Raw genomic sequence first — 24,635 nt, forward strand, 5'->3', positions numbered from 1 at the left:
CGAATGGGGGACCTTCGGAATCGTCGGTTCACGCTACCGGGTCCCCACAACCCGGTGCCACGCAGCACAGGTCGTGACGGCTGTCTCCGGGGGCGGCAGTAACGAATCCGCCCCCCAAGACGCTGTTTATGCCTCCTTTCGCCTCAGGTCCCTCCGTTCACCCCGCGTTCACTCCCGCGTGGGCCCAGGCCCGTCCGGCGGGTCAGGCCGCCGCCTGAAGGTCCATGCGCGCCCCGAACTCCCTTACCACCGGCTCGTCCCGGTAGGGCTCCAGGCGCTGTTGGAAGTCGTCCAGGTACTCCGCCCCGCGGTTGGACCGCAGCGTGCCGAGCAGTTCGACCGCTCGCAGACCCGTGTGGCAGGCCTGCTCGACCTCGCGCTGCTGGACCTGCGCGGTGGCCAGCAGTACGTACCCGATGGCGCGGCGCCTCGCGCGCGTCTCGGGGTGCCCGGCGAGGGACTCCTGAGCGCACCGCGCGGCCGCCTCGGACTGTCCGAGGTCCCGGTGACAATGCGCCAACTCGTCGGCCAGATACGCCTCGTCGAAGTGCGCGATCCACCGCGGGTCGTCGCCGGACTCCGGATCGGCCTGCTCCAGCGCCGCCACGGCCCGCCCGGACGCCACCTGTGCCGAGCGCGCGTCACCCATCAAGGCATGCCCCCGCGCCTCCGCGGCGTGGAACATCGACTCCGCGCGCGGCGTGACCCGCCCGCGCGCCCCCTCCTGCGCCGCCCGCGCCAACTGCGCGATCTCGCGCGGATTCCCGAGCTGCGCCGCCAGGTGGCTCATGGACGCGGCGAGCACGTACCCGCCGTACCCGCGGTCGCCCGCCGCCTGCGCGAGCCGCAGCGCCTGGATGTAGTACCGCTGCGCGAGCCCCGGCTGGCCGGTGTCGACCGCCATGTAACCGGCCAGCTCCGTCAACCGCGCGACCGCCGCGAAGAGTTCACGCCCGACCGCTTCCCGGTACGAGCCCGCCAGCAGCCCGGAGACGACACTGTTCAGGTAGTGCACGACGACCGGGCGTACGTGCCCGCTGCCGTACTGGTGGTCGAGGTCGACCAGCGCCTGGGTCATCGCGCTCACCGCCGCCACGTCGGACTGCCCGACCCGTGGCCCGGCCGCCCGCGACACCTGCGCGTCCGGCGAGGAGATCAGCCAGTCCCGGCTCGGCTCGACGAGCGCGGAGGCCGCGACGGACGAGCCGGACAGGAAGTCCCGCCGCCCCACGTCGCTGCGCCACAGCTCGCAGACCTGCTCGATCGCCCCGAGGACGGTCGGTGAGAACTGCAGTCCCACACCGGAGGCGAGGTTCTTGCCGTTCGCCATGCCGATCTCGTCGATCGTGACCGTCCGGCCCAGCTTGCGGCCGAGCGCCTCGGCGATGATCGCGGGCGCCCGCCCGCGCGGCTGCTGTCCCCGCAGCCAGCGCGCCACGGACGTCTTGTCGTAGCGCAGATCGAGACCGTGCTCCGCGCCGCACATGTTGACCCGGCGGGCCAGCCCGGCGTTGGAACAGCCCGCTTCCTGGATGAGCGCCTGCAGTCGTTCGTTCGGCTGCCGCGCGACGAGAGGCCTTGCGGCCATTGGCGTACCCCCTGTGGCTGCGGTGCCTGCCCACGCACCGAGTTGACGAGTCCTCAGTGACCGGGACCTCCCGCACCCCCGCGGGGAGCGAAAAGATCCGGCCTCGAAGATCAATGCCCCGCGGACATACCGAAGATGCGAGACATGTGAGGATTGCCGGGGTAAAGGCTGCTGCCCGCCCCTCCGGTGGCTACCCACCCCCCGCTGCCGCCTCCCATGCGCGCCCCCACAGATGCATCCATGCGCCCCACGTGTGGAATCGGTGCTCCTCCCCCGCGCGCGGGGGAAAAGAAGGTGCGAGCCCGAAGGGTTTTCCCAAGAAGGGCGGTGGCGGGAGACGGGTGGGCGTAACCCCTGGTGGGTGCGGGAGTTGAGTTCAGCGTGGAAGAGACGATCGCAGGCACCGAGACCGCCCAGATCCCGAAGCAGCGAGGCGAGTCGCTGCAGGACATCGCCGTGCGCTATGCCGAAGAGCGCCACTGGGACGTGTTCCCAGGCACGTGGCTGGAAGCCGCCGACGGGGTGCAGCGCTGCTCGTGCGGCGAGCCCTCGTGCGCCCTGCCCGGCGCGCATCCCGCGCGCGAGGACTGGGCGACGCAGGCCACGGGCAGTGCGACCGTCGCGCGTCGGCTGTGGGCGAAGCAGCCGTCGGCGTCGATCCTGCTGCCCACGGGGCGGACGTTCGACGCGATCGACGTCCCCGAGACCTCGGGGTTTCTCGCGCTCGCCCGGATGCGGCGGATGGAGCTGACGCTCGGGCCTGTGACGTGTACGCCGGACCGGCGGATGCAGTTCTTCGTGCTGCCGGGCGCCGCCGTGAAGGTGCCCGACCTTGTGCGCAAGCTCGGGTGGCCGCTCGCTTCCCTTGATCTGGTCGTGCTGGGGGAGGGTACGTACGTGGCCGCGCCGCCCACCCGGTTCGGCGCTCGGGGGGCTGTGCAGTGGGCCTGCCGGCCGACTCCCGCGAACCGGTGGCTGCCGGACGCGGAGGAGCTGATCTCGCCCTTGGCCTACGCCTGCGGGCGGGATGCTCGTCGGTAGGAGCCGTTCCCCGCGCCCCTGAACGAGCACCGGCCCCCGTATCGTGCCCTGCATGACGGAGGGGGCGCGGGTGAGTGATGCGGTGGCCGTGCGGGTGCGGGGGCTGTGGAAGCGGTTCGGGGAGCAGATCGCCGTCGCGGGGATCGATCTGGAGCTGCCCGCGGGGCAGTTCATCGGGCTGGTCGGGCCCAACGGGGCGGGGAAGACCACGACTCTGTCGATGGTGACCGGGCTGCTGCGGCCCGATCAGGGGTCCGTGGAGGTCGTCGGACACGACGTGTGGCGCGACCCCACGGAGGTCAAGGCCCGGATCGGGGTCCTGCCCGAGGGGCTGCGGCTCTTCGAGCGGCTCTCGGGGCGGGAGCTCCTCGCGTACACGGGGCGGCTGCGCGGACTGCCCGGTGACGAGGTCGACAAGCGGGCCACCCAGCTGCTCGACGTGCTCGACCTGGCCGGCGCCCAGCACAAACTCGTCGTCGACTACTCGACCGGCATGCGCAAGAAGATCGGGCTCGCGGCGGCTCTGCTGCACAACCCGGAAGTACTGTTCCTGGACGAGCCGTTCGAGGGCGTCGACCCGGTCTCCGCGCAGACGATCCGCGGAGTCCTGGAGCGCTACACCGCCTCCGGCGCGACCGTCGTCTTCTCCTCCCATGTGATGGAGCTCGTCGAGTCGCTGTGCGACTGGGTCGCCGTGATGGCGGCCGGCCGCATCCGCGCCCACGGCCCGCTCGCAGAGGTGCGCGGCGAGGCGCCCTCCCTCCAGCAGGCCTTCCTCGAACTCGTCGGGGCGAACGCCCGCGACACCGGCTCCGACCTCGACTGGCTGGGCGGCGGCGCCCGATGACCGCCGCGACCACCACGAAGACCTCCGCCACTTCGACCGTCTCCCTCACCCCCGTCGTCGTACGCCTCAAGCTGTCGCTGCTGCGCAACGGGCTGCGGCAGTCGGCGGGGCGGCGGGCGGTGTACGTGGCGTCGCTCGTCATCGTGCTGCTGTTCGCCGCGCTCCAGCTCATCGGCCTGATCGCGCTGCGCGGCAACACCCACGCGATGACCGTGACGGTGCTGCTCACCGCCGTACTGACGCTCGGCTGGGCCGTCATGCCGCTCTTCTTCTCCGGCGGCGACGAGACCCTCGACCCGACCCGCCTGGTGATGCTGCCACTGCGCCCGCAGCCGCTCGTACGCGCGCTGCTGGTGGCCTCGCTGGTCGGCATAGGCCCGCTGTTCACGCTGTGCCTGCTCGTCGGCTCGGTCGTCGCGATGGCGCACGGGGCGGCGGCGTACGTCACCGGCGTCGTCGCGGTCGTCCTCGCGCTCCTGGTGTGCGTGGCCCTCGCGCGGACCGTCGCGACCGCCAACACCCGGCTGCTGACCAGCCGCAAGGGCCGCGACCTGGCCGTCCTGAGCGGTCTGGTGATCGCGGTGGGCGCGCAGGTCGTCAGCTTCGGGGCGCAGAAGCTCGGTTCGTCGGGTCTGTCCACGCTCGACCCGGCGGCCGACGTGGTCCGCTGGGTGCCGCCCGCGTCGGCGCTCGGGGCGGTGGACTCCGTCAGCGAGGGCTCGTACGCCGTCGGACTTGCCCAACTCGCCCTGAGCGGGGTGGCGCTGGCCGTGCTGCTGGCCTTCTGGCAGCGGAGTCTGACCCGGCTGATGACCTCGCCGGACGGCTCGACACTGCAGGCCGCCGAGCCCTCCCGGGACAAGGCGGGCCGTTCCTCCGGGCTCGGCCGGCTGCTGCCCGCGGGGCGCACGGGCACGGTCATGGAACGCAGCCTGCGGTACGTGTGGCGGGATCCGAAGACCAAGGCCGCGTGGGTGACCTCGCTCGCGATCGGTCTGATCGTGCCGGTGTTCAACGCGCTGCAGGGCACCGGCTCGGTCTACTTCGCGTGCTTCGCGGCGGGCATGCTCGGCATCCAGATGTACAACCAGTTCGGGCAGGACACGTCCGCGTTCTGGATGGTCGCGATGACGATCTCGTCGACCCGTGACGCGTATGTCGAGCTGCGGGCACGGGCGTTGGCGCTCCTGGTGATCACCCTTCCGTACGCGGCCCTCGTGTGCGTCCTGACGACGGCGCTGCTCGGCGACTGGCGCTCGCTGCCCGAGGTGTTCGGCCTGTCGTTCGCGCTGCTCGGCGCGATGCTGGCGACCGGGGCCTGGTCCTCGGCCCGCTTCCCGTACTCGATCCCGCAGGAGAGCTACAAGAACGTGGCTCCCGGCCAGGCGAGCCTCGCCGGATTCTCGATCTTCGGCGGCATGGTCGCGGCGGCCCTGCTGTGCGCGCCCGTCATCACCCTCACCATCTGGCTGAACGTCTCGTCGGACGGCCAGGACTGGACCTGGCTGCTCCTCCCGGTCGGAACCGCCTACGGAGCGGCGATCGCCCTGGCGGGACTACGACTCGCCGCACCACGGACAGCACGGCAGCTGCCGGAGATCCTCGCGGCGGTGAGCAAGGGCTGACCGACCGACATGGGCCCGCGCCCCGTTTTCCAGGGGCGCGGGGAACTGCGCAGTCTCTGTCCCGACGGCCTACGGCCTAGCGGAGCGCCTCGTCCAGGAAGGGTTCGACGGCCGCCCGCCACGCCTCCGGCTGGTCGTAGTGGACGAGATGCCCCGCTTCGGCCACCTCCGCGTACTGCCCGTTCGGCAGGACGCGGACCATCTCCTGGGACTCGGCCCGGCCCAGCTCGCCGTCGAGGCCACGCACCACGAGGGCGGGGCACCGGACCTGTGTCAGCTCCTCCCAGTGCGCGTCGTACACCCAGGTCTCGCGGGACTTGAGCATCTGCTCGGGCTCGAAGACGGGCCGCCAGCCGTCCGGCGACTCGGCCATCACCTCGGCGTAGAACTCACCGCGCGAGGGGTTCGGGCGCTCCACCCAGGGGTCGTCCTCGCCGAACCACTTCCGTACGTCGGCGAGTGTGGCGAAGGGGACCGGCCAGGCCTTGAACCAGTTCTCCCACTCGCGCTGCGAGGCGGCTCCCAGCGCCGAGGCGCGCATGTCGCAGATGACCAGGCCGCGCACGAGGTCGGGGCGCTTGGCGGCGAGCTGCCAGGCGGTCAGGGCGCCCATGGCGTGACCGATGAGGACGGCCGGGCCGAGGCCCAGCTGTTCGAGGGCCGCCTCGGCGTCCTCGACGTACGCCCCTCGGGTGTAGGAGGCCTCGGGCGGCTTGTCGCTCTGGCCGTGGCCCCGCTGGTCGAGCGCGACGGCGCGGTGCCGCTCGGAGAGCCAGCGGGCGGTGGGCGCCCAGTGGGACGCACGGCCCATGAGGCCGTGCAGTAACAGCACGCCGGGCGCACGCTCGATCTCCCCGGACGTCTCAGCCCTTAGGGGATCGGCCCTGGGAGGATCGGTCTTGGGAGAGTCGGCGAACTCCCAGGCGGCGAGGCGTACGCCACCCGCACCGCTCACATCGATGCGCCGCACCATACGTTGGCACCCCCCTTGATCCGCTCGGCCGGGTCGTCCCGCACGAACCGGCCGGCCCACTCGTAGCGCTGGTCGTACCGGTGCTCCTGCTGGTTCTTCCTGCGTAATCCGTAGTGGTTCCGTCACTCATACGCTATCGAATGCGCATTCGAAGATGGGGGTCTTGGTGGCAACACCCCTCCTTCGAGTGACCTCGCTCAAGGATTGACCGCCGCCGCCGAGGGGAGATCTTCAACGGGAGGCGGGCCGCTCGGGGAAAACGGTCCGTGGGGAATGACCCTGGGAGCTCGGGGCTCCGGGTCAGCACAGGGGAGGACAGGCCCCGGCGCCTCAGGGCGCCGGGGCCCTCCTCACGTCCACGGCACATCCTCCCGCCCCCTCCCCGACCGCGCACCGGCGCCGCTGCCGCCACGGTCAAGAGCTCTCAGGTCATATGCCTCTCGCGACAGCCTCGCACGCAAACGGCCCCACCGCTGCGATTCCGCACACTGAATCTTCAATTCTGAGCGAAGACCGAGGTGGGACAACTGGGTTGTGTGTTAAAGGAGTTGAGGACGGGTTCGCGAACGGGCAGGGCAGCGCAGGGGCGCCTCTGAAAGGGGCGCGGGGGGAGCGACCAGCCACAGCCAACCCGCCGCCGAACAACGCGCCCCAGGCGGAGCGCTACCGCTTCGCGACGAACACGTGCGACGCCACGTCCGACTCCAGCTCCGCCGCCTCACCGCCGCTGCCCACCAGCACCCCGCCCGCGGACTCCGTCACGCTGACGACGGACCCGGGCTGCACGCCCGCCCTCCGCAGCGTGTACATCAGCTGCGCGTCCGTCTGGATCGGCTCACCGATGCGGCGGACGACGACCGTCTTGCCGTCGAGCCCGGGGTCGAGATCGGCCAGCGACACCATGCCGGCGTCCAGGAACGGGTCGGCCCCGTCCTTCTCGCCCAGCTCCTCCAGGCCCGGGATCGGGTTCCCGTACGGCGACTCGGTGGGGTGCCGCAGCAGTTCGAGCACGCGCCGCTCGACCGCCTCGCTCATCACGTGCTCCCAGCGGCAGGCCTCGGCGTGCACCTGCTCCCACTCCAGACCGATCACGTCGACGAGCAGACACTCGGCGAGGCGGTGCTTGCGCATCACGCGCGTGGCGAGGCGGCGGCCCTCGTCCGTGAGCTCCAGGTGCCGGTCGCTGGCGACGGACACCAGCCCGTCGCGCTCCATGCGCGCCACGGTCTGGCTGACCGTCGGCCCGCTCTGGTCGAGCCGCTCGGCGATCCGGGCGCGCATGGGGACCACACCTTCCTCCTCCAGCTCGAGGATGGTGCGGAGATACATCTCCGTGGTGTCGATCAGTCCGGACATACGTGCCCCTCGATTAGCTCTGCCGGAGGCTGAGTGGCTCACCGGCGTGTGCGCTGGCCCTGGCACCAATTCTGACGCATCCCACTGACAACCGTGCCGCGCAGGTGAAACCGCGTGGTGACGAGTGCCGGCGCGAACGGCCGGACCATGAGCTCGGCCGGGCGGAACGGGGCCCTCAGCACCCAGTGTCACCCCTGCCGACCGTATTGACACAGCACTGGTCCAGACCGCAACGTGATCCGCGACACGACCTGGTGCGGACGGTGAGAGAGGGCTTCACGCATGGGCGACAGCAAGCTGGCCGGGCAGTTCTTCGACGCCGCGATCGGCCTGCTGCAGCGGGTGCGGGACGAGGAGGCCGGGGCCGTCGAGGCCGCCGGGACACTGATCGCCGACACGGTCGCCGACGGCGGGCGGCTCTTCGCGTTCGGCGCCGGGCACTCCTCGCTGGCCGCGCAGGACCTCGTGTACCGGGCGGGCGGCCTCGCTCTGATGAACCTGCTCGCCGTGCCGGGCGCCGTCGGGGTGGACGTCGTGCCGGCGACACTGGGCTCCGCCCTGGAGCGGGTCGACGGCCTGGCGAGCGCCGTCCTCGACACCAGCCCGGCCCGCTCCGGCGACGTACTCGTGATCGTCTCCCTCTCCGGGCGCAACGCCCTGCCCGTGGAGATGGCGATGCACGCCCGCGCGCTGGGCCTCAGGGTCATCGGGGTCACGTCGGTCGCGTACGCCTCCGAGACGGAGTCCCGGCACACCTCGGGTACGTATCTGAAGGACCACTGCGACGTCGTCCTCGACTCGAAGATCGCGATCGGCGACGCCGAGCTCACACTCGACACCGTCCCGGCCCCCTTCGCACCCGCCTCCACGGTCGTCACCTCCGCCCTCCTCCAGGCGGTCATGGCCATCGCGGCGGGCACCCTCGCGGACCGCGGCATCGAGCCCCCGCTCCTGCGCTCCGGCAACGTGGACGGCGGCCACGAGTGGAACGGCCGCGTGTTCGAGGAATACGGGGACCGGATCTTCTACCGCCGTTGATCCTCCGGAGGGGGGCGGAGCCCCCTCACCCCCGCCCCTCCAACGCCTCCCCCAGATCCAGCGCCGCCGCGATCCGAACGGCGACATCCTCCGCGTACGTGGCGTCGAGCCGCTCGAACTGCGTACGACTGGAGCCACGCAGGAACGTGACGACGCCCAGCGTCCGCCCCCGGCTGCGCAGCACCGCGCACAGGGCGTGCACGGAGTCGGCGGGCCACTGCCGGGCAACGGCCCACTCCCGCGCCCGCTCGGGCTCACTCGCCCCGGCCCCGGCCCGCGCCGCCCCCGCACTGGCCCGTACGGACCCGATCCGCTCCACGCACTGAAGCGCCGGATGCCCGTCGGCATACCGCACCGGCAGCCCCGCCCGCCCCGCGGGAAGACTCGGCCCCGGCGCCCCGGAGGGCGTGGCGGCGGCCCGTACGAGCCGGACCGGCCCCTCGCCGTCAGGCACGGCGCCACCGGCCACCCGGTCGATCAGCGCGTGATCGGCGAAGCCGGCCAGCGCGAAGTCGAGGTGGACGCTCGCCGCCTCCGCCGGGTCCTCGCACTCGGCGGCGGCACGCGCGGCCCGGTGCAGCTGGTTGGTCCTGAACCGCAGGAGCGCCGCCTCCTGCTCGGTCTGCTTGGCCTCGGTCACGTCCTGGAAGAGCCAGCCCACCCCGAGCGGAACCGGTTCCTCCGCGAGCGGCGAGGCGAGCCGCAGGAAGCCGCTGCGCCAGCACCGCCGCTGGTCACCCTCAGCGGTCCGCACGGTCACCCACATCTCGGCGGGCGCGGGCGGAGCGCCCTCCGCGAGAACGTGCGTGAGCGCGCTCTCCAGCTCCTCCACGCCCTGCGCGAGCAGCTCACCCAGGGGGCGCCCCAGTACGGCCGTACGCCCCGCGCCGAACGCGCGCGCCGCGTGCGCGTTGACGACGGCGGGCCGCAGATCGGCGTCGACGAGCACGACGCCCCAGGAGGCGTCGTCGAACAGTGCCTCGCTCAGCGCGATCGACCGCTCCAGATCGATCTGCGCGTGCACCTCGCTGAAGGCGCAGTACACCCCGGCCGGCTTCCCGTCGGGACCCGGCACCGCGGCGGACTGGGTCCGTACGAGCACCCGGCCGCCGCTCTTGGTGAGCAGCGCGAACTCATGGACCTGCCGTCCGGGCGCCTGCATCGCGGAGAGCAGCCGGCCCTCGACCTCCTCGGCGTCCGCGGGCCGTACGGCCCAGCCGGCGAACCCCTGCCGTCCGACCGCCTCGGCCGCGGTCCAGCCGAGGATCCGCTCCGCCTCCCGGTTCCAGTGCGTCACCACTCCGTCGGCGTCGAACGCGCACAGCGCCGCGTCCATCCCGTCGAGCAGAGCGGCGAGCAGATCGGCCCCGTCCCGCTCGGGCTCCTGCGGCCCGAGCTCGTCCGTGGTCCCACTACGCCGCGAAGCACTCACCTGGCACCCCCTGCAGGCCGTGTCGGCGTGTCCTGCGCGGTGTGCCCGCGCGTCTGATCACTCACTTCACTCACTACGAATCACTCACTACGAATCATTCAACTCGAACGTGACGCAGCCCACATCTGGTTCCCACAAGATTGAGGAAATCGTTGTGTGCGGGTACGTCGGCGTACGGATCGATCAGCGGGTCCGTCCTGCCGCGGCTCCGCCGCCGGGTCGACGACGGTGGTCGTACGGCTCCGGACCGTGGCCGTCCCGAAAACCGGTTGAGCGATGCGGATCCGGTTCCTAATGTGTGTCGCACGCCGAAAGGAGGTGATCGGGTACATGTCTGAAACCCGGACCAGCGAGGTGGCTGCGGGCTAGCGGCCCGTCACCACATTCAGTGCGGTGCCGGACCAGCGCGTGAGATGAGCGTGCGGCCGGCCCAATCTCAGCAGTCACCCGACCCGCGAGCTCGCCGGTAAGTCCGGCCGGCTCCCTCCTCGGAGGGAACCAGAGTTCGCGGGTCGTCTGCGTTTCGCAGGTGTGTGAGGTGCGGCACTGGCGTATTGGGCGAGTCGGAGTACTCTTGCGCCATGCTTCCGATGCTCGTTCGACGCCGTCACGTGGACTACGTGCGCGTCACGAGCATGGGCTGTCGGCGCTCCGCCTGACCTCAGCCCCCCTTCTCCACCTGGCACCTGCGGGCCCGCCCCATCCTCGGCGGCTGCCCCGGGCCCGTAACCCATGCGGACGCACACCATGACGAACTCGTTGAATCAGGCGTATCAGCAGCTTCCGATCATTGATCTTTCCGCGGCCAGCCGCGGGCCGCAGGCGCGGGCGCTGCTGCACGCGCAGTTGCACAGTGCGGCGCACGACGTGGGTTTCTTCCAGCTCGTGGGGCACGGGGTGGCGGAAGGCGAGACAGCTGCCCTGCTCGACGCGATGCGTCGGTTCTTCGCGCTGCCGGAGGCCGACCGGCTCGCGATCGACAACGTCAACTCGCCCCATTTCCGCGGCTATACGCGGACCGGTGACGAGCGCACCGGTGGCAGCCGGGACTGGCGCGACCAGCTCGACATAGGGGCGGAACGGCCCGCCCGGACACCCGGTCCCGGTGAGCCCGCGTACTGGTGGCTGGAGGGGCCCAACCAGTGGCCCGCCGCGCTGCCGGAGCTGCGGAGCGCCGCCCTGGCGTGGATCGACCGGCTCAGCTCCGTCGCGGCGCGGCTCCTGCGCGAGCTGCTCACCGCCATCGGGGCGCCCGCCGGTTTCTACGAGCCCGTGTTCGGCGAGCGTGCCCATCCGCATCTGAAGCTGGTCCGGTATCCGGGCAGTGCGGGGGACGGCGCCGGTCAGGGGGTCGGGGCGCACAAGGACTACGGGTTCCTGACGCTGCTGCTGCAGGACCGGGTGGGCGGGCTGCAGGTGCAGCGCGAGGACGGGCTGTTCCATGACGTGCCGCCGATCCCGGGGGCGTTCGTGGTGAATCTGGGTGAGCTGCTGGAGGTGGCCACCGACGGGTATCTCGTCGCCACCAATCACCGGGTGGTGAGTCCGGCCGGTGCCACCGAGCGGTTCTCCGTTCCCTTCTTCTACAACCCCCGGCTCGACGCCCGGATCGAGCCGCTGCCCTTCCCGTACGCCTCCGCCGCGCCCGGGATGACGAGCGACCCGGCGAACCCGCTCTTCGCCGAGTACGGACGGAACGAGCTGAAGGGCAAGCTGCGGGCGCATCCGCTGGTCGCGGCCCGCCATCACGCGGAGCTGCTGGTCCCCGCGTGACCTGCGTGAGACGGGTGTGGCGGCTCCCCATTGAGAGCCGCCACATAGGCCGTCAACACACGAGAAATCAGTGGGCGATGTCCTCGTAGCCCTCGATCTCGCGCGGGTTGCGGGTGCCCGGGCCCACGTAGCGGGCGGAGGGGCGGACGAGACGGCCCGTGCGCTTCTGTTCCAGGATGTGTGCGGACCAGCCGGCGGTGCGGGCGCAGGTGAACATCGAGGTGAACATGTGGGCCGGGACCTCGGCGAAGTCGAGGACGATGGCGGCCCAGAACTCGACGTTCGTGGCGAGGACGCGGTCCAGGCGGCGGGCGTGGAGTTCCGCCAGGGCCGCCTTCTCCAGGGCCTCGGCGACCTCGAAGCGGGGGGCGCCGAGTTCGCGGGCGGTGCGGCGCAGGACGCGTGCGCGGGGGTCCTCGGCGCGGTACACACGGTGGCCGAAGCCCATCAGGCGCTCGCCCTTGTCGAGGGCCTGCCGGACGTAGGCGTCGGCGTCGCCGGTGCGCTCGATCTCCTCGATCATGCCGAGGACGCGGGAGGGGGCGCCGCCGTGCAGCGGTCCCGACATGGCGCCGACGGCGCCCGAGAGGGCCGCCGCCACGTCGGCACCGGTGGAGGCGATGACGCGGGCGGTGAAGGTGGACGCGTTCATGCCGTGCTCGGCGGCGGACGTCCAGTAGGCGTCGACGGCCGCGACGTGCTTGGGGTCGGGCTCGCCGCGCCAGCGGATCATGAAGCGTTCGACGACGGACCGGGCCTTGTCGATCTCGCGCTGCGGGACCATGGCCAGGCCCTGGCCGCGGGCGGACTGGGCGACGTACGAGAGCGCCATGACGGCGGCGCGGGCGAGGTCCGCGCGGGCCTGCTGCTCGTCGATGTCGAGGAGGGGCCGCAGGCCCCACACGGGCGCCAGCATGGCGAGCGCGGACTGGACGTCCACGCGGATGTCGCCGGAGTGGACGGGGATCGGGAACGGCTCGGCGGGCGGCAGGCCGGGGTTGAAGGCTCCGTCGACGAGCAGCCCCCAGACGTTGCCGAAGGAGACGTGGCCGACCAGATCCTCGATGTCGACGCCCCGGTACCGCAGGGCGCCGCCCTCCTTGTCCGGTTCGGCGATCTCCGTCTCGAAAGCGACGACTCCTTCGAGCCCGGGTACGAAGTCGGACATCAGGCGGCTCCTCATGATGTGTGCGACAGCTGGTTCGTGGGGTGTGCGTTTCCGTGGTGCGCGAGGGTGCTCGTGACCATACGTCTGGGATGGGTGTGGCAGTCCGGTTCCGCGGTCGCCTCGTGGACTCGCGGTCCGTACGTCACCCCGGTGATGCCCCGTCCGGATGGCGGTCACCCAACCGTTTCGGAAGCAGGACGATATCCCTTGGTGCCACCTTTGGGGAGAGTGCGCGGCACTGAGTGCCATGGCGTGATGAATGCCACGCCCGCCGTGAGCCCCGCTGCCGCCTTTCGGAATACGGCAGGATGACCGCGTGACCGACCGTGAACCCGTCCTCGACCCGGCGTTGATGCGCAAGCACTACCGGGCCGAGGGACTCGACGAGACCGAGCTGGCCGACCACCCGATGGAGCAGTTCGGGCGCTGGTTCGCCCTGGCCGCGAGGGACGGCCTGCTGTACGAGCCGAACGCCATGGTCGTCTCCACCGCGGACGCCGAGGGGCGGCCCAGCTCCCGCACGGTGCTCCTGAAGCAGTACGACGAGCAGGGTTTCGTCTTCTTCACCAACTACGAGTCCCGCAAGGCGAGCGACCTCGCCGCCAATCCGTACGTCTCGCTGCTCTTCCCGTGGCACGCGATGGCCCGGCAGGTCATCGTCAGCGGCACGGCCCGGCGCACGGGCCGCGACGAGACGGCCGCGTACTTCCGTACCCGTCCGCACGGCTCCCAGCTCGGCGCCTGGACCAGCACCCAGTCCGCGGTGATCTCCTCCCGCGCCGACCTGGACACCGCGTACGCCGAACTGGCCACCCGCTACCCCGAGGGCGAACAGGTCCCGGTCCCCCCGAACTGGGGCGGCTTCCGCGTCGCCCCGCAGACGGTGGAGTTCTGGCAGGGCCGGGAGAACCGGCTCCACGACCGTATGCGGTACGTGGCCCAGGAGGACGGGTCGTGGCGGGTGGAGCGGCTGAGTCCTTGAGGGAGAGGGCCCCCTCAGCCCAGCACCCGGCGAGGCCCTCGGCCCAGTACCCACCCGGGATCTCAGCCCAGTACCCCGTCCAGGATCTTCGCCCACTGGCGTACCACGCCCTCCCGGCGGGCCGTGTCGTCCGTGAGGAGGTTGGCCAGGCCGAGGCCCCGGGACATGTCGAGGAAGCCCTGGACGGTTTCCCGGGCGCCGGGGCGGGATTCGTCGGCGTTGAGGAGGTCCACGGCTATGCGGTGGGTCTCGCGGCCCACGTGGGCCTCCAACTCCGTTACGCGGGGGCGTAGTTGGTCCTCGTTGGAGGCGGCTGCCCAGAGGTGGAGGGCGGCGCGGAAGAGGGGGCCGGTGTAGAGGTCGACGAGGGCGGCGACGACCGCGTGGCGGTCCGTGGGGCCGTCGGGGAACAGCGCGCGCAGGGCGGTGGAGCGTTCCTCGGCGACGTACTCGACGGCTGCCGTGAAGAGGTCCTCGCGGGTCGGGAAGTGGTGCTGGGCGGCGCCCCGGGAGACGCCGGCGCGTTCGGCGACGACGGAGACCGTGGAGCCTGCCCAGCCGTGTTCGGCGAGGCAGGCGACCGCGGCTTCGAGGAGGCGCTGCCGGGTGGCCCGGCTGCGGTCCTGTTTGGGTACGCGTTCGGCCGTCGTCGCGCCGTTCACCGCGCCGCCCGTCGTCGCGCCACCGTTCAGCACACCCATGGAGGATCCCGTCGTTCGAGGAAGGCCGTCATTCCCTCGCGGGCCTGCGGGGAGGAGAACAGCCGGGCCGAGAGCGCGGTGAGGTCGGCCGCGTCCCGGTCGAAGGTGTCCAGCACCTTAGCCGTGAGCAGCCGTTTCGTCTCGGCGAGACCTTGCGGGGAGGATCGCCGCAGCCCGTCGAGCACGGGCGCGAGTACGTCGTCGGCGTCCTCGCCCGCCGCCGTGACGAGGCCGATCCGGGCGGCCTCGGCGGCGTCGAACCGTTCTCCCGTGAGGTAGTAGCGGGCCACGGCGCGCGGGTCGAGCCGCGGCAGCAGGGGCAGCGAGATCACCGCGGGGGCGACCCCGATGCGTACCTCTGTGAAGGCGAACGTGGCCTCCTGGGAGGCGACGGCGATGTCGCAGGCGCCGAGCAGTCCGAGGCCGCCCGCGCGCACGTGGCCGGTCACGCGGGCTACGACGGGCTTCGACAGTTCGACGATCTGGCGCAGGAGACCGACCAGGACATCTGGGTGCGGAGGGTCGCGCAGGTCCGCGCCCGCGCTGAAGGTGTTGCCGGTGTGGGTGAGGACGACGGCGCGTACGTCGCCGTCGTCCTCACCGCACTCCGTGAGCGCCTCCGCCAGCTCCCCCACCAGTCGGGCGGAGAGGGCGTTGCGCCGCTCGGGCGCGTCGAGCGCGAGGGTGGTGATCCCGCGCTCGTGCGACCGCCGTACCACCGTCATGCGCGCTCCCCCGGTTCCCGTCGTACCACCGTCATGCGTGCTCCCCCGGTTCCCGTCGTACCACCGTCATGCGTGCTCCCCCAGTTCCCTCAGGTCTCGCAGTTCCCGGCGCAGGATCTTGCCGGAGGCCGCCCTGGGCACGCCTTCGATGAAGACGACCTGCCTGATCTTCTTGTACGGGGCGACGTGCTCGGCGACGTACGCCATGACCTCGTCCCCGGTGAGGCCCTGTGCGGCCGGCTGGCGCACCACGTACGCGTACGGCCGTTCGTTGTTGTCGCTGTCGTAGACGCCGATGACGGCGGCGTCGGCGATGCCGGGGTGGGTGAGCAGGAGGGCCTCCAGTTCGGCGGGGGCCACCTGGAAGCCCTTGTACTTGATGAGTTCCTTGACGCGGTCGACGACGTACAGCCAGCCGTCCGCGTCGACGTGCCCGACGTCCCCGGTGTGCAGCCAGCCGTCCTCGTCGATCATCGCGGCGGTCGCGTCGGGGCGGCCGAGGTAGCCCTTCATGACCTGCGGTCCGCGGATGACGATCTCGCCGCGCTCGTCGGCACCGACGTCCTTGCCGGGGTCGTCGAGGGAGACGATGCGCATCTCCGTGCCGGGGATGAGTTTTCCGACGCTTCCGGGGGGCGGGTTCACGCTGTCCCGGGGTACGACGTGCGTGCCGGGCGAGAGTTCCGTCATGCCGTACGCCTGGCCGACGGGCGGCAGTCCCAGCCTGCGCGAACAGGCCGCCGCCAGTTCGGCGTCCAGGGGCGCGGCGGAGCTGATGACGTACTCCAGGGACGACAGGTCGTAGCCCTCGACGGCCGGGTGCTTGGCGAGGGCGAGGACGATCGGCGGGGCCACGAACAGGCCGGTGATGCGGTGTTTCTCGATGGCGGCGAGGAACGTCTCCAGGTCGAAGCGCGGCAGTACGACGACGGTGGCGCCCTGCCTGAGCGGCGCGTTCATGAGGGCGGTGAGCCCGTAGATGTGGAAGAACGGCAGGACGGCGAGGATGCGGTCGCCGGGGCCCATCGGCATGGTGGGCGACAGCTGGGCGAGGTTGGTGGCGATGTTCCGGTGGGTGAGCATCACGCCTTTGGGGATGCCGGTCGTCCCGGAGGAGTAGGGGAGGGCCGCCACGTCCTCGGCGGGGTCGATGTCGATCCGCGGCTCGGGGGCCGTGGAGCCCAGCATGTCGAAGAGCGAGCGGTGTCCGGGTGCCTGGTCGCAGACGAAGATCTCCCGTACTCCGCCCGCGAGTTCGGCCGCCGTACGGGCCGCGTCGAGGAGCGGTGACACGGTGACGATCCACTCGGCCTTGCAGTCCCGCAGCTGCTTGGCGAACTCCTCGGGTGTGGCGAGCGGGTGCACGGTCGTGACCGACGCCCCCGCGCGCGTGGCGGCGAAGAACGCCACCGGGAAGGCGACGGTGTTGGGGCTGTGCAGCGCCAGCACGTCCCCCTTGCGGACCCCGAGGTCGGCGAGTTCGGCGGCGATCCGCCGGTGGAACGTGTCGAGTTGGGCGTAGGTGAGGGTCATTCCGTCCACGCCGTCGATCAGCGCGGGCGTGTCGCCCCGGGAGGCGGCGCGGCCCAGCACCGCCTCGTGGATGGGTTCTTCGACGGCGGGGACGTCTTCGTACTCGCTGCGGAACGCCATGGCGGGCCCTTTCCGGGAGCCGGAGGTTGCAGTTGGTAGGGGAGATAGTGCTAGTAGGACTTCGGCAGGCCCAGGGTCTGGTGCGAGACGTAGTTGAGGATCATCTCCCTGCTGACGGGGGCGATCCGGGCCACGCGGGACGCGGTGATGAGGGACGCGAGGCCGAACTCGCCGGTCAGGCCGTTGCCGCCGAGGGTGTGCACGGACTGGTCGACGGCTTTCACACAGGCTTCGGCGGCCGCGTACTTGGCCATGTTGGCGGCCTCTCCGGCTCCCGCGTCGTCCCCGGAGTCGTACAGGAAGGCCGCTTTCTGCATCATCAGACGGGCCAGTTCGAGTTCGATGTGGGCCTGCGCCAGGGGGTGTGCGATGGCCTGGTGGGCGCCGATCGGGTCCCTCCACACGGTGCGTTCGCGGGCGTAGGTGACGGCCCTGGAGAGGGCGTAGCGGCCCATGCCGATCGCGAAGGCGGCGGTCATGATGCGCTCGGGGTTGAGGCCCGCGAAGAGCTGGAGCAGGCCCGCGTCCTCGTCTCCGACGAGTGCGCCGGCGGGCAGGCGTACGTCGTCGAGGGTCAGCTCGAACTGCTTCTCCGCGCCGTGCAGTTCCATGTCGATCCGCCGCCGCTCGAAGCCGGGGGCGTCGCGCGGGACGATGAACAGGCAGGGCTTGAGTTTGCCCGTACGGGCGTCTTCCGCGCGGCCGACGACGAGTGTGGCGTCCGCGATGTCCACGCCGGAGATGAAGACCTTGCGGCCCTTGAGGATCCAGTCGGTTCCGTCGGGTGCGCGGCGGGCCGTGGTGGTGATGCGGTGGCTGTTGGAGCCGGCGTCGGGTTCGGTGATGCCGAAGGCCATGGTGCGGGTTCCGTCGGCCAGGGCCGGGAGCCACTCCTGCTTCTGGTCCGCCGTTCCGAAGCGGGCGATCACTGTGCCGCAGATGGCCGGGGAGACCACCATCATGAGGAGGGGGCAGCCCGCGGCTCCCAACTCCTCCAGGACGATGGAGAGTTCGGCGATTCCGCCGCCTCCGCCGCCGTATGCCTCCGGCAGGTTGACGCCCAGGTAGCCGAGCTTGGCGGCTTCGGCCCACAGCTCGTCGGGGTGGGCGCCCGCGGCGATGACCTTGGTGAGGTAGTCGCGGCCGTAGCGGGCGCCGAGGGCTGCTGCGGCTGCTCGGAGGGCCTTGTGTTCGTCTGTTTCGAGGACCGTTGTCATTGGGGGCTCCTCAGGGGGAGGGGGCTCGTGGCGTTTGGAGGGTGCGGGTGCGTTGTGGCTGGGCGCGCAGTTCCCCGCGCCCCTGAAGACAGCCGGTCTCGACGCCTCTAAAGGGGCGGCTCTTGCTGGACGACCGCCAACAAGGCGCCCACCTCCACCTGTTGCCCGGGGACGGCGTGCAGGGCCGTGAGCGTGCCTGTCGCCGGGGCTGTGATCTTGTGTTCCATCTTCATCGCCTCCAGCCAGATGAGGGGGTCTCCGGCCTGTACGGCGGAGCCGGTGGTCAGGCCGTCGGCGATGCGGGCGACCGTGCCGGGCATGGGGGCCAGGAGGGAGCCGGGGGCCTGTTGGGCGGTGGGGTCCGGGAAGCGGGGCAGGGCGGTGAGCGTGGTGGTGTTCACGTAGACGCGGTCGTCGTGGCGGGTGACGTCGAACTTCCGTCGTACGCCGTCGATTTCGAGTACGACGAGATCCGCGGCGGCGCTCAGCACGCGGACGCCGTCGGCCGTCGGGCCCTCGCGGGTGTGGCGGTAGTGGACCTCGTGTTCGCCGTCCGCCGAGGCGTAGCGCTTGGTCTGGGGCTGGGAGGGCAGGTTGCGCCAGCCGCCGAACCGGGAGCGGCCGTGGGCGTCCGCGAGGGCGGCGGCCAAGGGGGCGTACGGGTCCGGGTGGACCGTGGTGAGGTCGGCGAGGTGGCGTTCGTAGAAGGCCGTGTCCATGCGGGCCGTCGTGAACTCCTCGTGGCGCAGGGAGCGTACGAGGAGGTCGCGGTTGGTGACCGGGCCGTGGATCGTGGCGCGTTCCAGGGCGCCGGCGAGGCGGCGGATGGCCTCCGCGCGCGTGGGGGCGTACGCGACGGCCTTGGCGAGCATGGCGTCGTAGTGGACGCCGATCGTGTCGCCGTCCTCGTAGCCGGTGTCCAGACGGATGCCGGGTACGGAGAGACGGTGCAGGGTGCCGGTCTGCGGGGCCCAGTTCCGGGCGGGGTCCTCGGCGTAGAGGCGGGCCTCGACCGCGTGGCCGGAGGGCTGCGGCGGGTCGCCGTCCAGGCGCGCTCCCTCGGCGACGCTCAGTTGCAGGGCGACCAGGTCGATGCCGAACACGGCCTCGGTCACCGGGTGTTCGACCTGGAGGCGGGTGTTCATCTCCAGGAAGTGGACGTCGTCCCCGGAGACCAGGAACTCGACGGTGCCCGCGCCCGTGTAGGTGATCGTGCGGGCGGCGGCCGTCGCCGCGGCGCGCAGGCGTCGCTCGACGCCGGGGGCGAGGGCCGGCGCGGGGGCCTCCTCGATGACCTTCTGGTGGCGGCGCTGGAGGGAGCAGTCGCGGGTGCCGTAGGCCCACACGGTGCCGTGGGTGTCGGCGACGATCTGTACCTCGACATGGCGTCCGCGTTCGACGTACGGCTCGACGAAGACCGTGCCGTCCTCGAAGGCGCTCCGGGCCTCGGTCGACGCGGCCTTCAACTCGCTCTTGAGGTCGGCGAGTTCGCGGACGATCCGCATGCCGCGGCCGCCGCCGCCGGACGCCGCCTTCACCAGGACCGGCAGATCGGCCTCGGTCACCGCGCCGGGGTCCAGGGGCGCGAGCAACGGCACTCCGGCGGCCGCCATCAGCTCCTTGGCGCGGGTCTTGGAGGCCATCGCCTCGATCGCCTCGGGGGGCGGGCCGATCCAGACGAGGCCCACGTCGAGGACGGCCCGCGCGAAGTCGGCGTTCTCCGACAGGAAGCCGTATCCGGGGTGCACGGCGTCCGCGCCGGCCGTCAGTGCGGCCTTCACGATCAGCTCGCCGCGCAGATACGTCTCGGTGGGCGTCGCGCCCGGCAGGCGTACCGCGGTGTCGGCCACGCGCGCGTGGAGGGCGTTTTCGTCCGCGTCCGAGTACACGGCGACGGTTCGGATTCCCAACTCACGGCAGGTTCGGAAGACTCGGCAGGCGATCTCGCCCCGGTTGGCGACCAGCACACTCGAAATCATGGGACCTCTCACATCCTGAAGACGCCGAAGCCGCCGCGTGCGCCCTCGTAGGGAGCCGTGTGGATCGCGGACAGGCACAGGCCGAGGACGGTGCGGGTGTCGCGGGGGTCGATGACCCCGTCGTCGTACAGCCGCCCGGACAGGAACATCGGCAGGGACTCGGACTCGATCTGCTGCTCGACCATGGCGCGCAGGGCGGCGTCGGCGTCCTCGTCGTACGGCTGCCCCTTCGCGGCGGCGGACTGCCGGGCGACGATCGACAGGACGCCCGCGAGCTGCTGGGGGCCCATGACGGCGGACTTGGCGCTGGGCCAGGCGAACAGGAAGCGGGGGTCGTAGGCGCGGCCGCACATGCCGTAGTGACCGGCTCCGTACGACGCGCCCATGAGCACGGACAGGTGGGGTACGCGGCTGTTGCTGACCGCGTTGATCATCATCGCGCCGTGCTTGATGATGCCGCCCTGCTCGTACTCCTTGCCGACCATGTAGCCGGTGGTGTTGTGCAGGAAGAGGAGCGGGATGTCCCGCTGGTTGGCCAACTGGATGAACTGGGCGGCCTTCTGGGACTCCTGGCTGAACAGCACGCCCTGGGCGTTGGCGAGGATGCCGACGGGGTAGCCGTGGAGGGTCGCCCAGCCGGTGACCAGGCTGCTCCCGTACAGCGGCTTGAACTCGTCGAAGTCGGAGGCGTCGACCAGGCGCGCGACGACCTCGCGGGGGTCGAAGGGGGTGCGCAGGTCCCCGGGGACGATGCCGAGGAGTTCGTCCTCGTCGTACTTGGGCGGGGCGGCCGGGCCCGGATCGCCGTACGCCTTGCGGTGGTTGAGGCGGGCGACGACGCGACGCGCCTGCCTGAGGGCGTCCTGCTCGTCGACGGCGAAGTAGTCGGCGAGGCCCGACACGCGTGCGTGCATCTCGGCGCCGCCCAGCGACTCGTCGTCGCTCTCCTCGCCGGTGGCCATCTTGACGAGAGGCGGACCGCCGAGGAAGACCTTCGCCCGCTCCTTGACCATGATCACGTGGTCGGACATGCCGGGGATGTACGCGCCACCGGCCGTGGAGTTCCCGAAGACGACCGCGACGGTCGGGATGCCGGCAGCCGAAAGCCGGGTGATGTCACGGAAGATGGCGCCCCCGAGGATGAAGATCTCCTTCTGGGAGGACAGGTCGGCGCCGCCGGACTCGACGAGGCTGATGCAGGGCAGGCGGTTGGCGAGCGCGATGTCGTTCGCCCTGAGGGCCTTCTTCAGGCTCCAGGGGTTGCTGGCGCCGCCGCGCACGGTCGGGTCGTTCGCCGTGATCAGGCACTCCACGCCCTCGACGACCCCGATGCCGGTGACGAGCGAGGCGCCGACCGCGTATTCCGGGGAGGCGCTCCCCCAGGCGGCGAGCGGTGACAGCTCCAGGAAGGGGGTGTCGGGGTCGAGGAGCAGCTCGATGCGTTCGCGGGCCAGCAGTTTGCCGCGCCCCCGGTGCCGGGCGACGTACTTCTCGCCGCCGCCCGCGAGGGCCTTCGCGTGCTCCGCGTCCAGCTCGGTGAGCTTGGCGAGCATGGCCTCGCGGTGGGCGGCGTAGTCCGGGGAGGCGGTGTCCAGCGCGGACGCCAGGACCGTCACAGCAGTACCTCCGGGATGTCGAGGTGGCGGGAGCGCAGCCATTCGCCGAGGGCCTTGGCCTGCGGGTCGAAGCGGTGCTGGGCGGCTACGCCCTCGCCGAGAACTCCCTCTACTACGAAGTTGAGGGCGCGCAGGTTCGGCAGGACGTGCCGTACGACGGTCAAGTCGGCCGTTTCCGGCAGGAGTTCGCGGAACCGGTCCGTGGTGAGGGTGTGCGCCAGCCAGCGCCAGGCGTCGTCCGTGCGGGCCCAGACGCCGACGTTCGCGTTGCCGCCCTTGTCGCCGCTGCGGGCTCCGGCGACGAGGCCGAGAGGGGCGCGGCGGGTGGGGCCCGGAGGTGGGGGTTCGGGCAGCGGGGGTTCCTCCAGCGGCTCCAGTACGCGGGTGTCGTGGGCCGGCATCACATGGATCCGGTGCCCGTCATGGAGGACGGCCATATGTTCCACGTCGCCATGGGGGACGTACACATCCTCGAAGACCCCATAGGGCACGCCCTTTCCGGGTGGCGCCAACACATGGAATCCGGGGTAGCTGCCGAGGGCCAGCTCGACGGCGGCTCCGCTGAGGGTCCGGCCGACGGTGTCCTGGTCGGGGTCGCGCACAACGAGCCGGAGGAGGGCGCTGGCCGTCTCCTCGGTGGGGGCGTCGGGTTGGTCGGTGCGGGCGAGCTCCCAACGGACGTCTGCCGGGCGGGACTTGGCCGCCATGAGCGCGGTCTCCAGCTGGGCCCGTACGAACGCGGCCTTCTTCTCGATGTCAAGCCCGGTCAGCACGAAGACGACCTCGTTGCGGAAACCGCCGAGCCGGTTGAGCCCGACCTTGAGGGTGGGCGGCGGGGCCTCGCCGCGCACACCGTCGATCCGTACCCGGTCGGGGCCCTCCTGGGTGAGCCGGACCGAGTCGAGGCGCGCGGTGACGTCGGGGCCCGCGTACCGGGCGCCGGACGTCTCGTACAGGAGCTGGGCGGTGACCGTGCCGAGGTCGACGACGCCGCCGGTGCCGTCGTGCTTGGTGATGACGCTCGTGCCGTCCTCGTGGATCTCGGCGACGGGGAAGCCCGGGTGGCGCAGACGCTCCGGGTCGTGTTCGGCGAAGAAGGCGTAGTTGCCGCCGGTGGCCTGCGTGCCGCACTCCAGCACGTGCCCGGCGACGACGGCACCCGCGAGCCGGTCGTACTCCCCCACGCTCGACTGCGCTCGCGCGGGGGGACCCCCACCCGGTGCCCAGCCGAAGTGGGCGGCGGCCGGTCCCGTGACCAGGGCGGCGTCGGTGACACGGCCGGTGACGACGATGTCCGCGCCCTCGCGGAGGCAGGTGGCGATGCCTTCGCCGCCCAGGTAGGCGTGCGCGGCGAGGCTCTTGGGGTGGCGTGCGGTGAGGTCGTCACCCTCGACGTGCGCCACCCGCGCCGGGATGCCGAGCCGCTGGGCCAACTCCCGTACGGCGTCGGCGAGTCCGGCCGGGTTGAGGCCGCCGGCGTTGGCGACGAGCCGTACACCCTTCTCGTGCGCGAGCCCGAGACACTCCTCCAACTGCCGCAGGAAGGTGCGCGCGTAGCCGCCGGCCGGGTTCTTGAGGCGGTCGCGGCCGAGGATGAGCATGGTCAGCTCGGCGAGGTAGTCGCCGGTCAGGACGTCCAGGGGACCGCCGGTGAGCATCTCGCGCATCGCGTCGAACCGGTCACCGTAGAAACCGGAGGCGTTGCCGATGCGGAGGGGGCGGGCTGCGGGGGCGGGTGTCGATCCTGCCCTGACTGTCGCGCCTGTTGCGCCTGTCGGGGAGTCGGTCATCCCGTGGTGGTCCCCTTCTTCGGTACGCGGCCGGTGCCGGGCGGGCCCGCGAAGGCCTGCGCGATGTCGAGCCAGCGGTCGGCGTCGGGCCCCTGCGCCCGTACGGCGAGGTCGGCGCGGTGGGCCCGCCGGGTGACGAGCAGGCAGAAGTCGAGGGCGGGGCCGGTGACGCGCTGGGCGGCGTCCTCGGGGCCGTACGTCCACGAGGCGCCACCGCCGGAGGGTGACGTCAACTCGACGCGGAACTCCTCCTCGGGTGGGGTGAGTCCCCGCACCCCGAAGGCGAAGTCCCGGGCCCGCACCCCGATGCGCGCCACATGCCGCAGCCGGTCGTTGGGTGGCCTCATCACATGCAACGCGTCGGCGATGTCCTGGCCGTGGGCCCAGGTCTCCATAAGGCGGGCCGTCGCCATGGAGGCGGCGGACATGGGCGGCCCGTACCAGGGGAAGCGCACTCCTCTGGATGCCGAACACAGTGCCTTGTGCAGGGCGTCGCGCCCCGCCCGCCACTCGGCGAGCAGCTGTGCGGGCGGCAGCCCGGCGCCCTCCTCGGCACCCTCGTCGACGAACCGCTCCGGGGCGGCGAGCGCCTTCTCCACCTCCACCGCGAAGGCCTCCAGATCGGTCACCGCGAGCAGCGCCGACCGGTCGGTCCAGGTGAGGTGCGCGATCTGATGGGCGACGGTCCAGCCCACCGCCGGGGTCGCGAGCGCCCAGGCGTCCTCGCTCAACTCCCCCACCAGCCGTTCGAGTTCCTCGCTCTCCTCGCGCAGATCGTCGAACACGGGCGTCGGATCGCTCACGATGCGCTCCCCTCGGGCACGGCGGTGTACGGCGCGGTGTGCCCAGGAGCATGGCAGCGCGGAAAGAAACAATCAAGCGTGCTTGGATAATTGACGCGTGTTGCAGAGCGTCGCGCCCAGGCGGCTCTCAGTCGCGAGAACATCGAGGGTGGAGCCCTTTACCGCATCCATGACGACCGCCGCCATAGGCAGAACGCGCTTGTCGCCGGTCTGCCCATACCTGTTTCCGGGGGTGCCGATCTGGCGCCGATCACAGGATGGACGCCCTCGGCGGGCTCGTTGTCGTTCGTCACACAACGTCAACGGCCGCCGGAGGCACCGCGGTTAC

Annotated in this window: 19 protein-coding genes; 6 read left to right on the forward strand and 13 right to left on the reverse strand. The window is 71.5% G+C overall.

The window, feature by feature from the left end; all coding sequences use genetic code 11:
* Positions 1–202: 202 nt before the first annotated feature.
* Positions 203–1,588 (reverse strand): transcriptional regulator, encoded by a 1,386-nt coding sequence (locus tag ACH4YP_RS17870; RefSeq protein WP_361050863.1) that lies wholly within the window; start codon positions 1,586–1,588, stop codon positions 203–205.
* 381 nt (positions 1,589–1,969) lie between these two features.
* Here ACH4YP_RS17870 and ACH4YP_RS17875 point away from each other — a divergent pair, with 381 nt between their 5' ends.
* Genes ACH4YP_RS17875 through ACH4YP_RS17885 form a run of 3 tightly spaced genes read left to right on the forward strand, consistent with a single transcriptional unit; the run spans position 1,970 to position 5,101 of the window.
* On the forward strand, positions 1,970–2,629 hold the full coding sequence (locus tag ACH4YP_RS17875) for a bifunctional DNA primase/polymerase (RefSeq protein ID WP_361050860.1): 660 nt from the start codon (positions 1,970–1,972) through the stop codon (positions 2,627–2,629).
* 52 nt (positions 2,630–2,681) lie between these two features.
* Positions 2,682–3,476, forward strand: a complete 795-nt coding sequence (locus tag ACH4YP_RS17880) for an ABC transporter ATP-binding protein (protein ID WP_361050857.1) — start codon at positions 2,682–2,684, stop codon at positions 3,474–3,476.
* Complete coding sequence (locus ACH4YP_RS17885) at positions 3,473–5,101, forward strand: transporter (RefSeq protein WP_398491124.1); 1,629 nt, start codon at positions 3,473–3,475, stop codon at positions 5,099–5,101. Before ACH4YP_RS17880 ends, ACH4YP_RS17885 begins: the two co-directional genes overlap by 4 nt.
* 76 nt (positions 5,102–5,177) lie before the next feature.
* Here the strand turns inward: ACH4YP_RS17885 and ACH4YP_RS17890 are convergent, their stop codons facing one another.
* Positions 5,178–6,074, reverse strand: coding sequence for an alpha/beta fold hydrolase (locus ACH4YP_RS17890; protein ID WP_398491125.1), 897 nt, complete (start codon positions 6,072–6,074; stop codon positions 5,178–5,180).
* 663 nt (positions 6,075–6,737) lie between these two features.
* Entirely contained in the window at positions 6,738–7,430 is a 693-nt protein-coding gene (locus tag ACH4YP_RS17895; RefSeq protein WP_269649472.1) for a metal-dependent transcriptional regulator, read from the reverse strand.
* Positions 7,431–7,712: 282 nt separating this feature from the next.
* Between ACH4YP_RS17895 and ACH4YP_RS17900 the strand changes: the two genes are divergently transcribed.
* Positions 7,713–8,468: an SIS domain-containing protein gene (locus ACH4YP_RS17900; protein WP_398491126.1), complete on the forward strand. Its 756-nt coding sequence runs from the start codon at positions 7,713–7,715 to the stop codon at positions 8,466–8,468.
* Positions 8,469–8,493: 25 nt separating this feature from the next.
* Here the strand turns inward: ACH4YP_RS17900 and ACH4YP_RS17905 are convergent, their stop codons facing one another.
* The gene (locus tag ACH4YP_RS17905) at positions 8,494–9,900 is read right to left on the reverse strand and encodes a PAS domain-containing protein (protein WP_398491127.1); all 1,407 of its coding nucleotides are present in this window, start codon (positions 9,898–9,900) and stop codon (positions 8,494–8,496) included.
* 732 nt (positions 9,901–10,632) lie between these two features.
* On the opposite strand from ACH4YP_RS17905, the gene ACH4YP_RS17910 reads away from it, so the two are divergent.
* Complete coding sequence (locus tag ACH4YP_RS17910) at positions 10,633–11,673, forward strand: isopenicillin N synthase family dioxygenase (RefSeq protein WP_398491128.1); 1,041 nt, start codon at positions 10,633–10,635, stop codon at positions 11,671–11,673.
* 67 nt (positions 11,674–11,740) lie between these two features.
* On the opposite strand, the gene ACH4YP_RS17915 is transcribed toward ACH4YP_RS17910, so the two are convergent.
* Positions 11,741–12,841 carry a citrate synthase 2 gene (locus tag ACH4YP_RS17915; protein WP_398491129.1) on the reverse strand — a complete coding sequence of 367 codons (1,101 nt, stop codon included), beginning with the start codon at positions 12,839–12,841 and terminating at the stop codon, positions 11,741–11,743.
* Between the two features lie 316 nt (positions 12,842–13,157).
* Here ACH4YP_RS17915 and pdxH point away from each other — a divergent pair, with 316 nt between their 5' ends.
* Entirely contained in the window at positions 13,158–13,823 is a 666-nt protein-coding gene (gene pdxH / locus ACH4YP_RS17920; RefSeq protein WP_361050835.1) for a pyridoxamine 5'-phosphate oxidase, read from the forward strand.
* A gap of 62 nt (positions 13,824–13,885) precedes the next feature.
* On the opposite strand, the gene ACH4YP_RS17925 is transcribed toward pdxH, so the two are convergent.
* From ACH4YP_RS17925 to ACH4YP_RS17960, 8 genes are all read right to left on the reverse strand, one after another.
* Positions 13,886–14,524, reverse strand: a complete 639-nt coding sequence (locus tag ACH4YP_RS17925; RefSeq protein WP_361050832.1) for a TetR/AcrR family transcriptional regulator — start codon at positions 14,522–14,524, stop codon at positions 13,886–13,888.
* Positions 14,512–15,249 (reverse strand): enoyl-CoA hydratase family protein, encoded by a 738-nt coding sequence (locus ACH4YP_RS17930; protein WP_361050829.1) that lies wholly within the window; start codon positions 15,247–15,249, stop codon positions 14,512–14,514. Before ACH4YP_RS17930 ends, ACH4YP_RS17925 begins: the two co-directional genes overlap by 13 nt.
* A 66-nt stretch (positions 15,250–15,315) precedes the next feature.
* The gene (locus ACH4YP_RS17935) at positions 15,316–16,902 is read right to left on the reverse strand and encodes a 4-coumarate--CoA ligase family protein (RefSeq protein WP_398491130.1); all 1,587 of its coding nucleotides are present in this window, start codon (positions 16,900–16,902) and stop codon (positions 15,316–15,318) included.
* 50 nt (positions 16,903–16,952) lie between these two features.
* Complete coding sequence (locus ACH4YP_RS17940) at positions 16,953–18,119, reverse strand: acyl-CoA dehydrogenase family protein (protein ID WP_398491131.1); 1,167 nt, start codon at positions 18,117–18,119, stop codon at positions 16,953–16,955.
* Positions 18,120–18,226: 107 nt separating this feature from the next.
* The gene (locus tag ACH4YP_RS17945) at positions 18,227–20,098 is read right to left on the reverse strand and encodes an acetyl/propionyl/methylcrotonyl-CoA carboxylase subunit alpha (protein WP_398491132.1); all 1,872 of its coding nucleotides are present in this window, start codon (positions 20,096–20,098) and stop codon (positions 18,227–18,229) included.
* 8 nt (positions 20,099–20,106) lie between these two features.
* Positions 20,107–21,714: a carboxyl transferase domain-containing protein gene (locus tag ACH4YP_RS17950; protein ID WP_361050820.1), complete on the reverse strand. Its 1,608-nt coding sequence runs from the start codon at positions 21,712–21,714 to the stop codon at positions 20,107–20,109.
* On the reverse strand, positions 21,711–23,504 hold the full coding sequence (locus ACH4YP_RS17955; RefSeq protein WP_398491133.1) for an acyclic terpene utilization AtuA family protein: 1,794 nt from the start codon (positions 23,502–23,504) through the stop codon (positions 21,711–21,713). The genes ACH4YP_RS17950 and ACH4YP_RS17955 overlap by 4 nt, the downstream gene beginning before the upstream one ends.
* Complete coding sequence (locus ACH4YP_RS17960) at positions 23,501–24,307, reverse strand: TIGR03084 family metal-binding protein (RefSeq protein ID WP_398491134.1); 807 nt, start codon at positions 24,305–24,307, stop codon at positions 23,501–23,503. The genes ACH4YP_RS17955 and ACH4YP_RS17960 overlap by 4 nt, the downstream gene beginning before the upstream one ends.
* Positions 24,308–24,635: the final 328 nt, after the last annotated feature.

This window comes from Streptomyces sp. NPDC020747 (assembly GCF_044334695.1).
Taxonomy (GTDB): domain Bacteria; phylum Actinomycetota; class Actinomycetes; order Streptomycetales; family Streptomycetaceae; genus Streptomyces.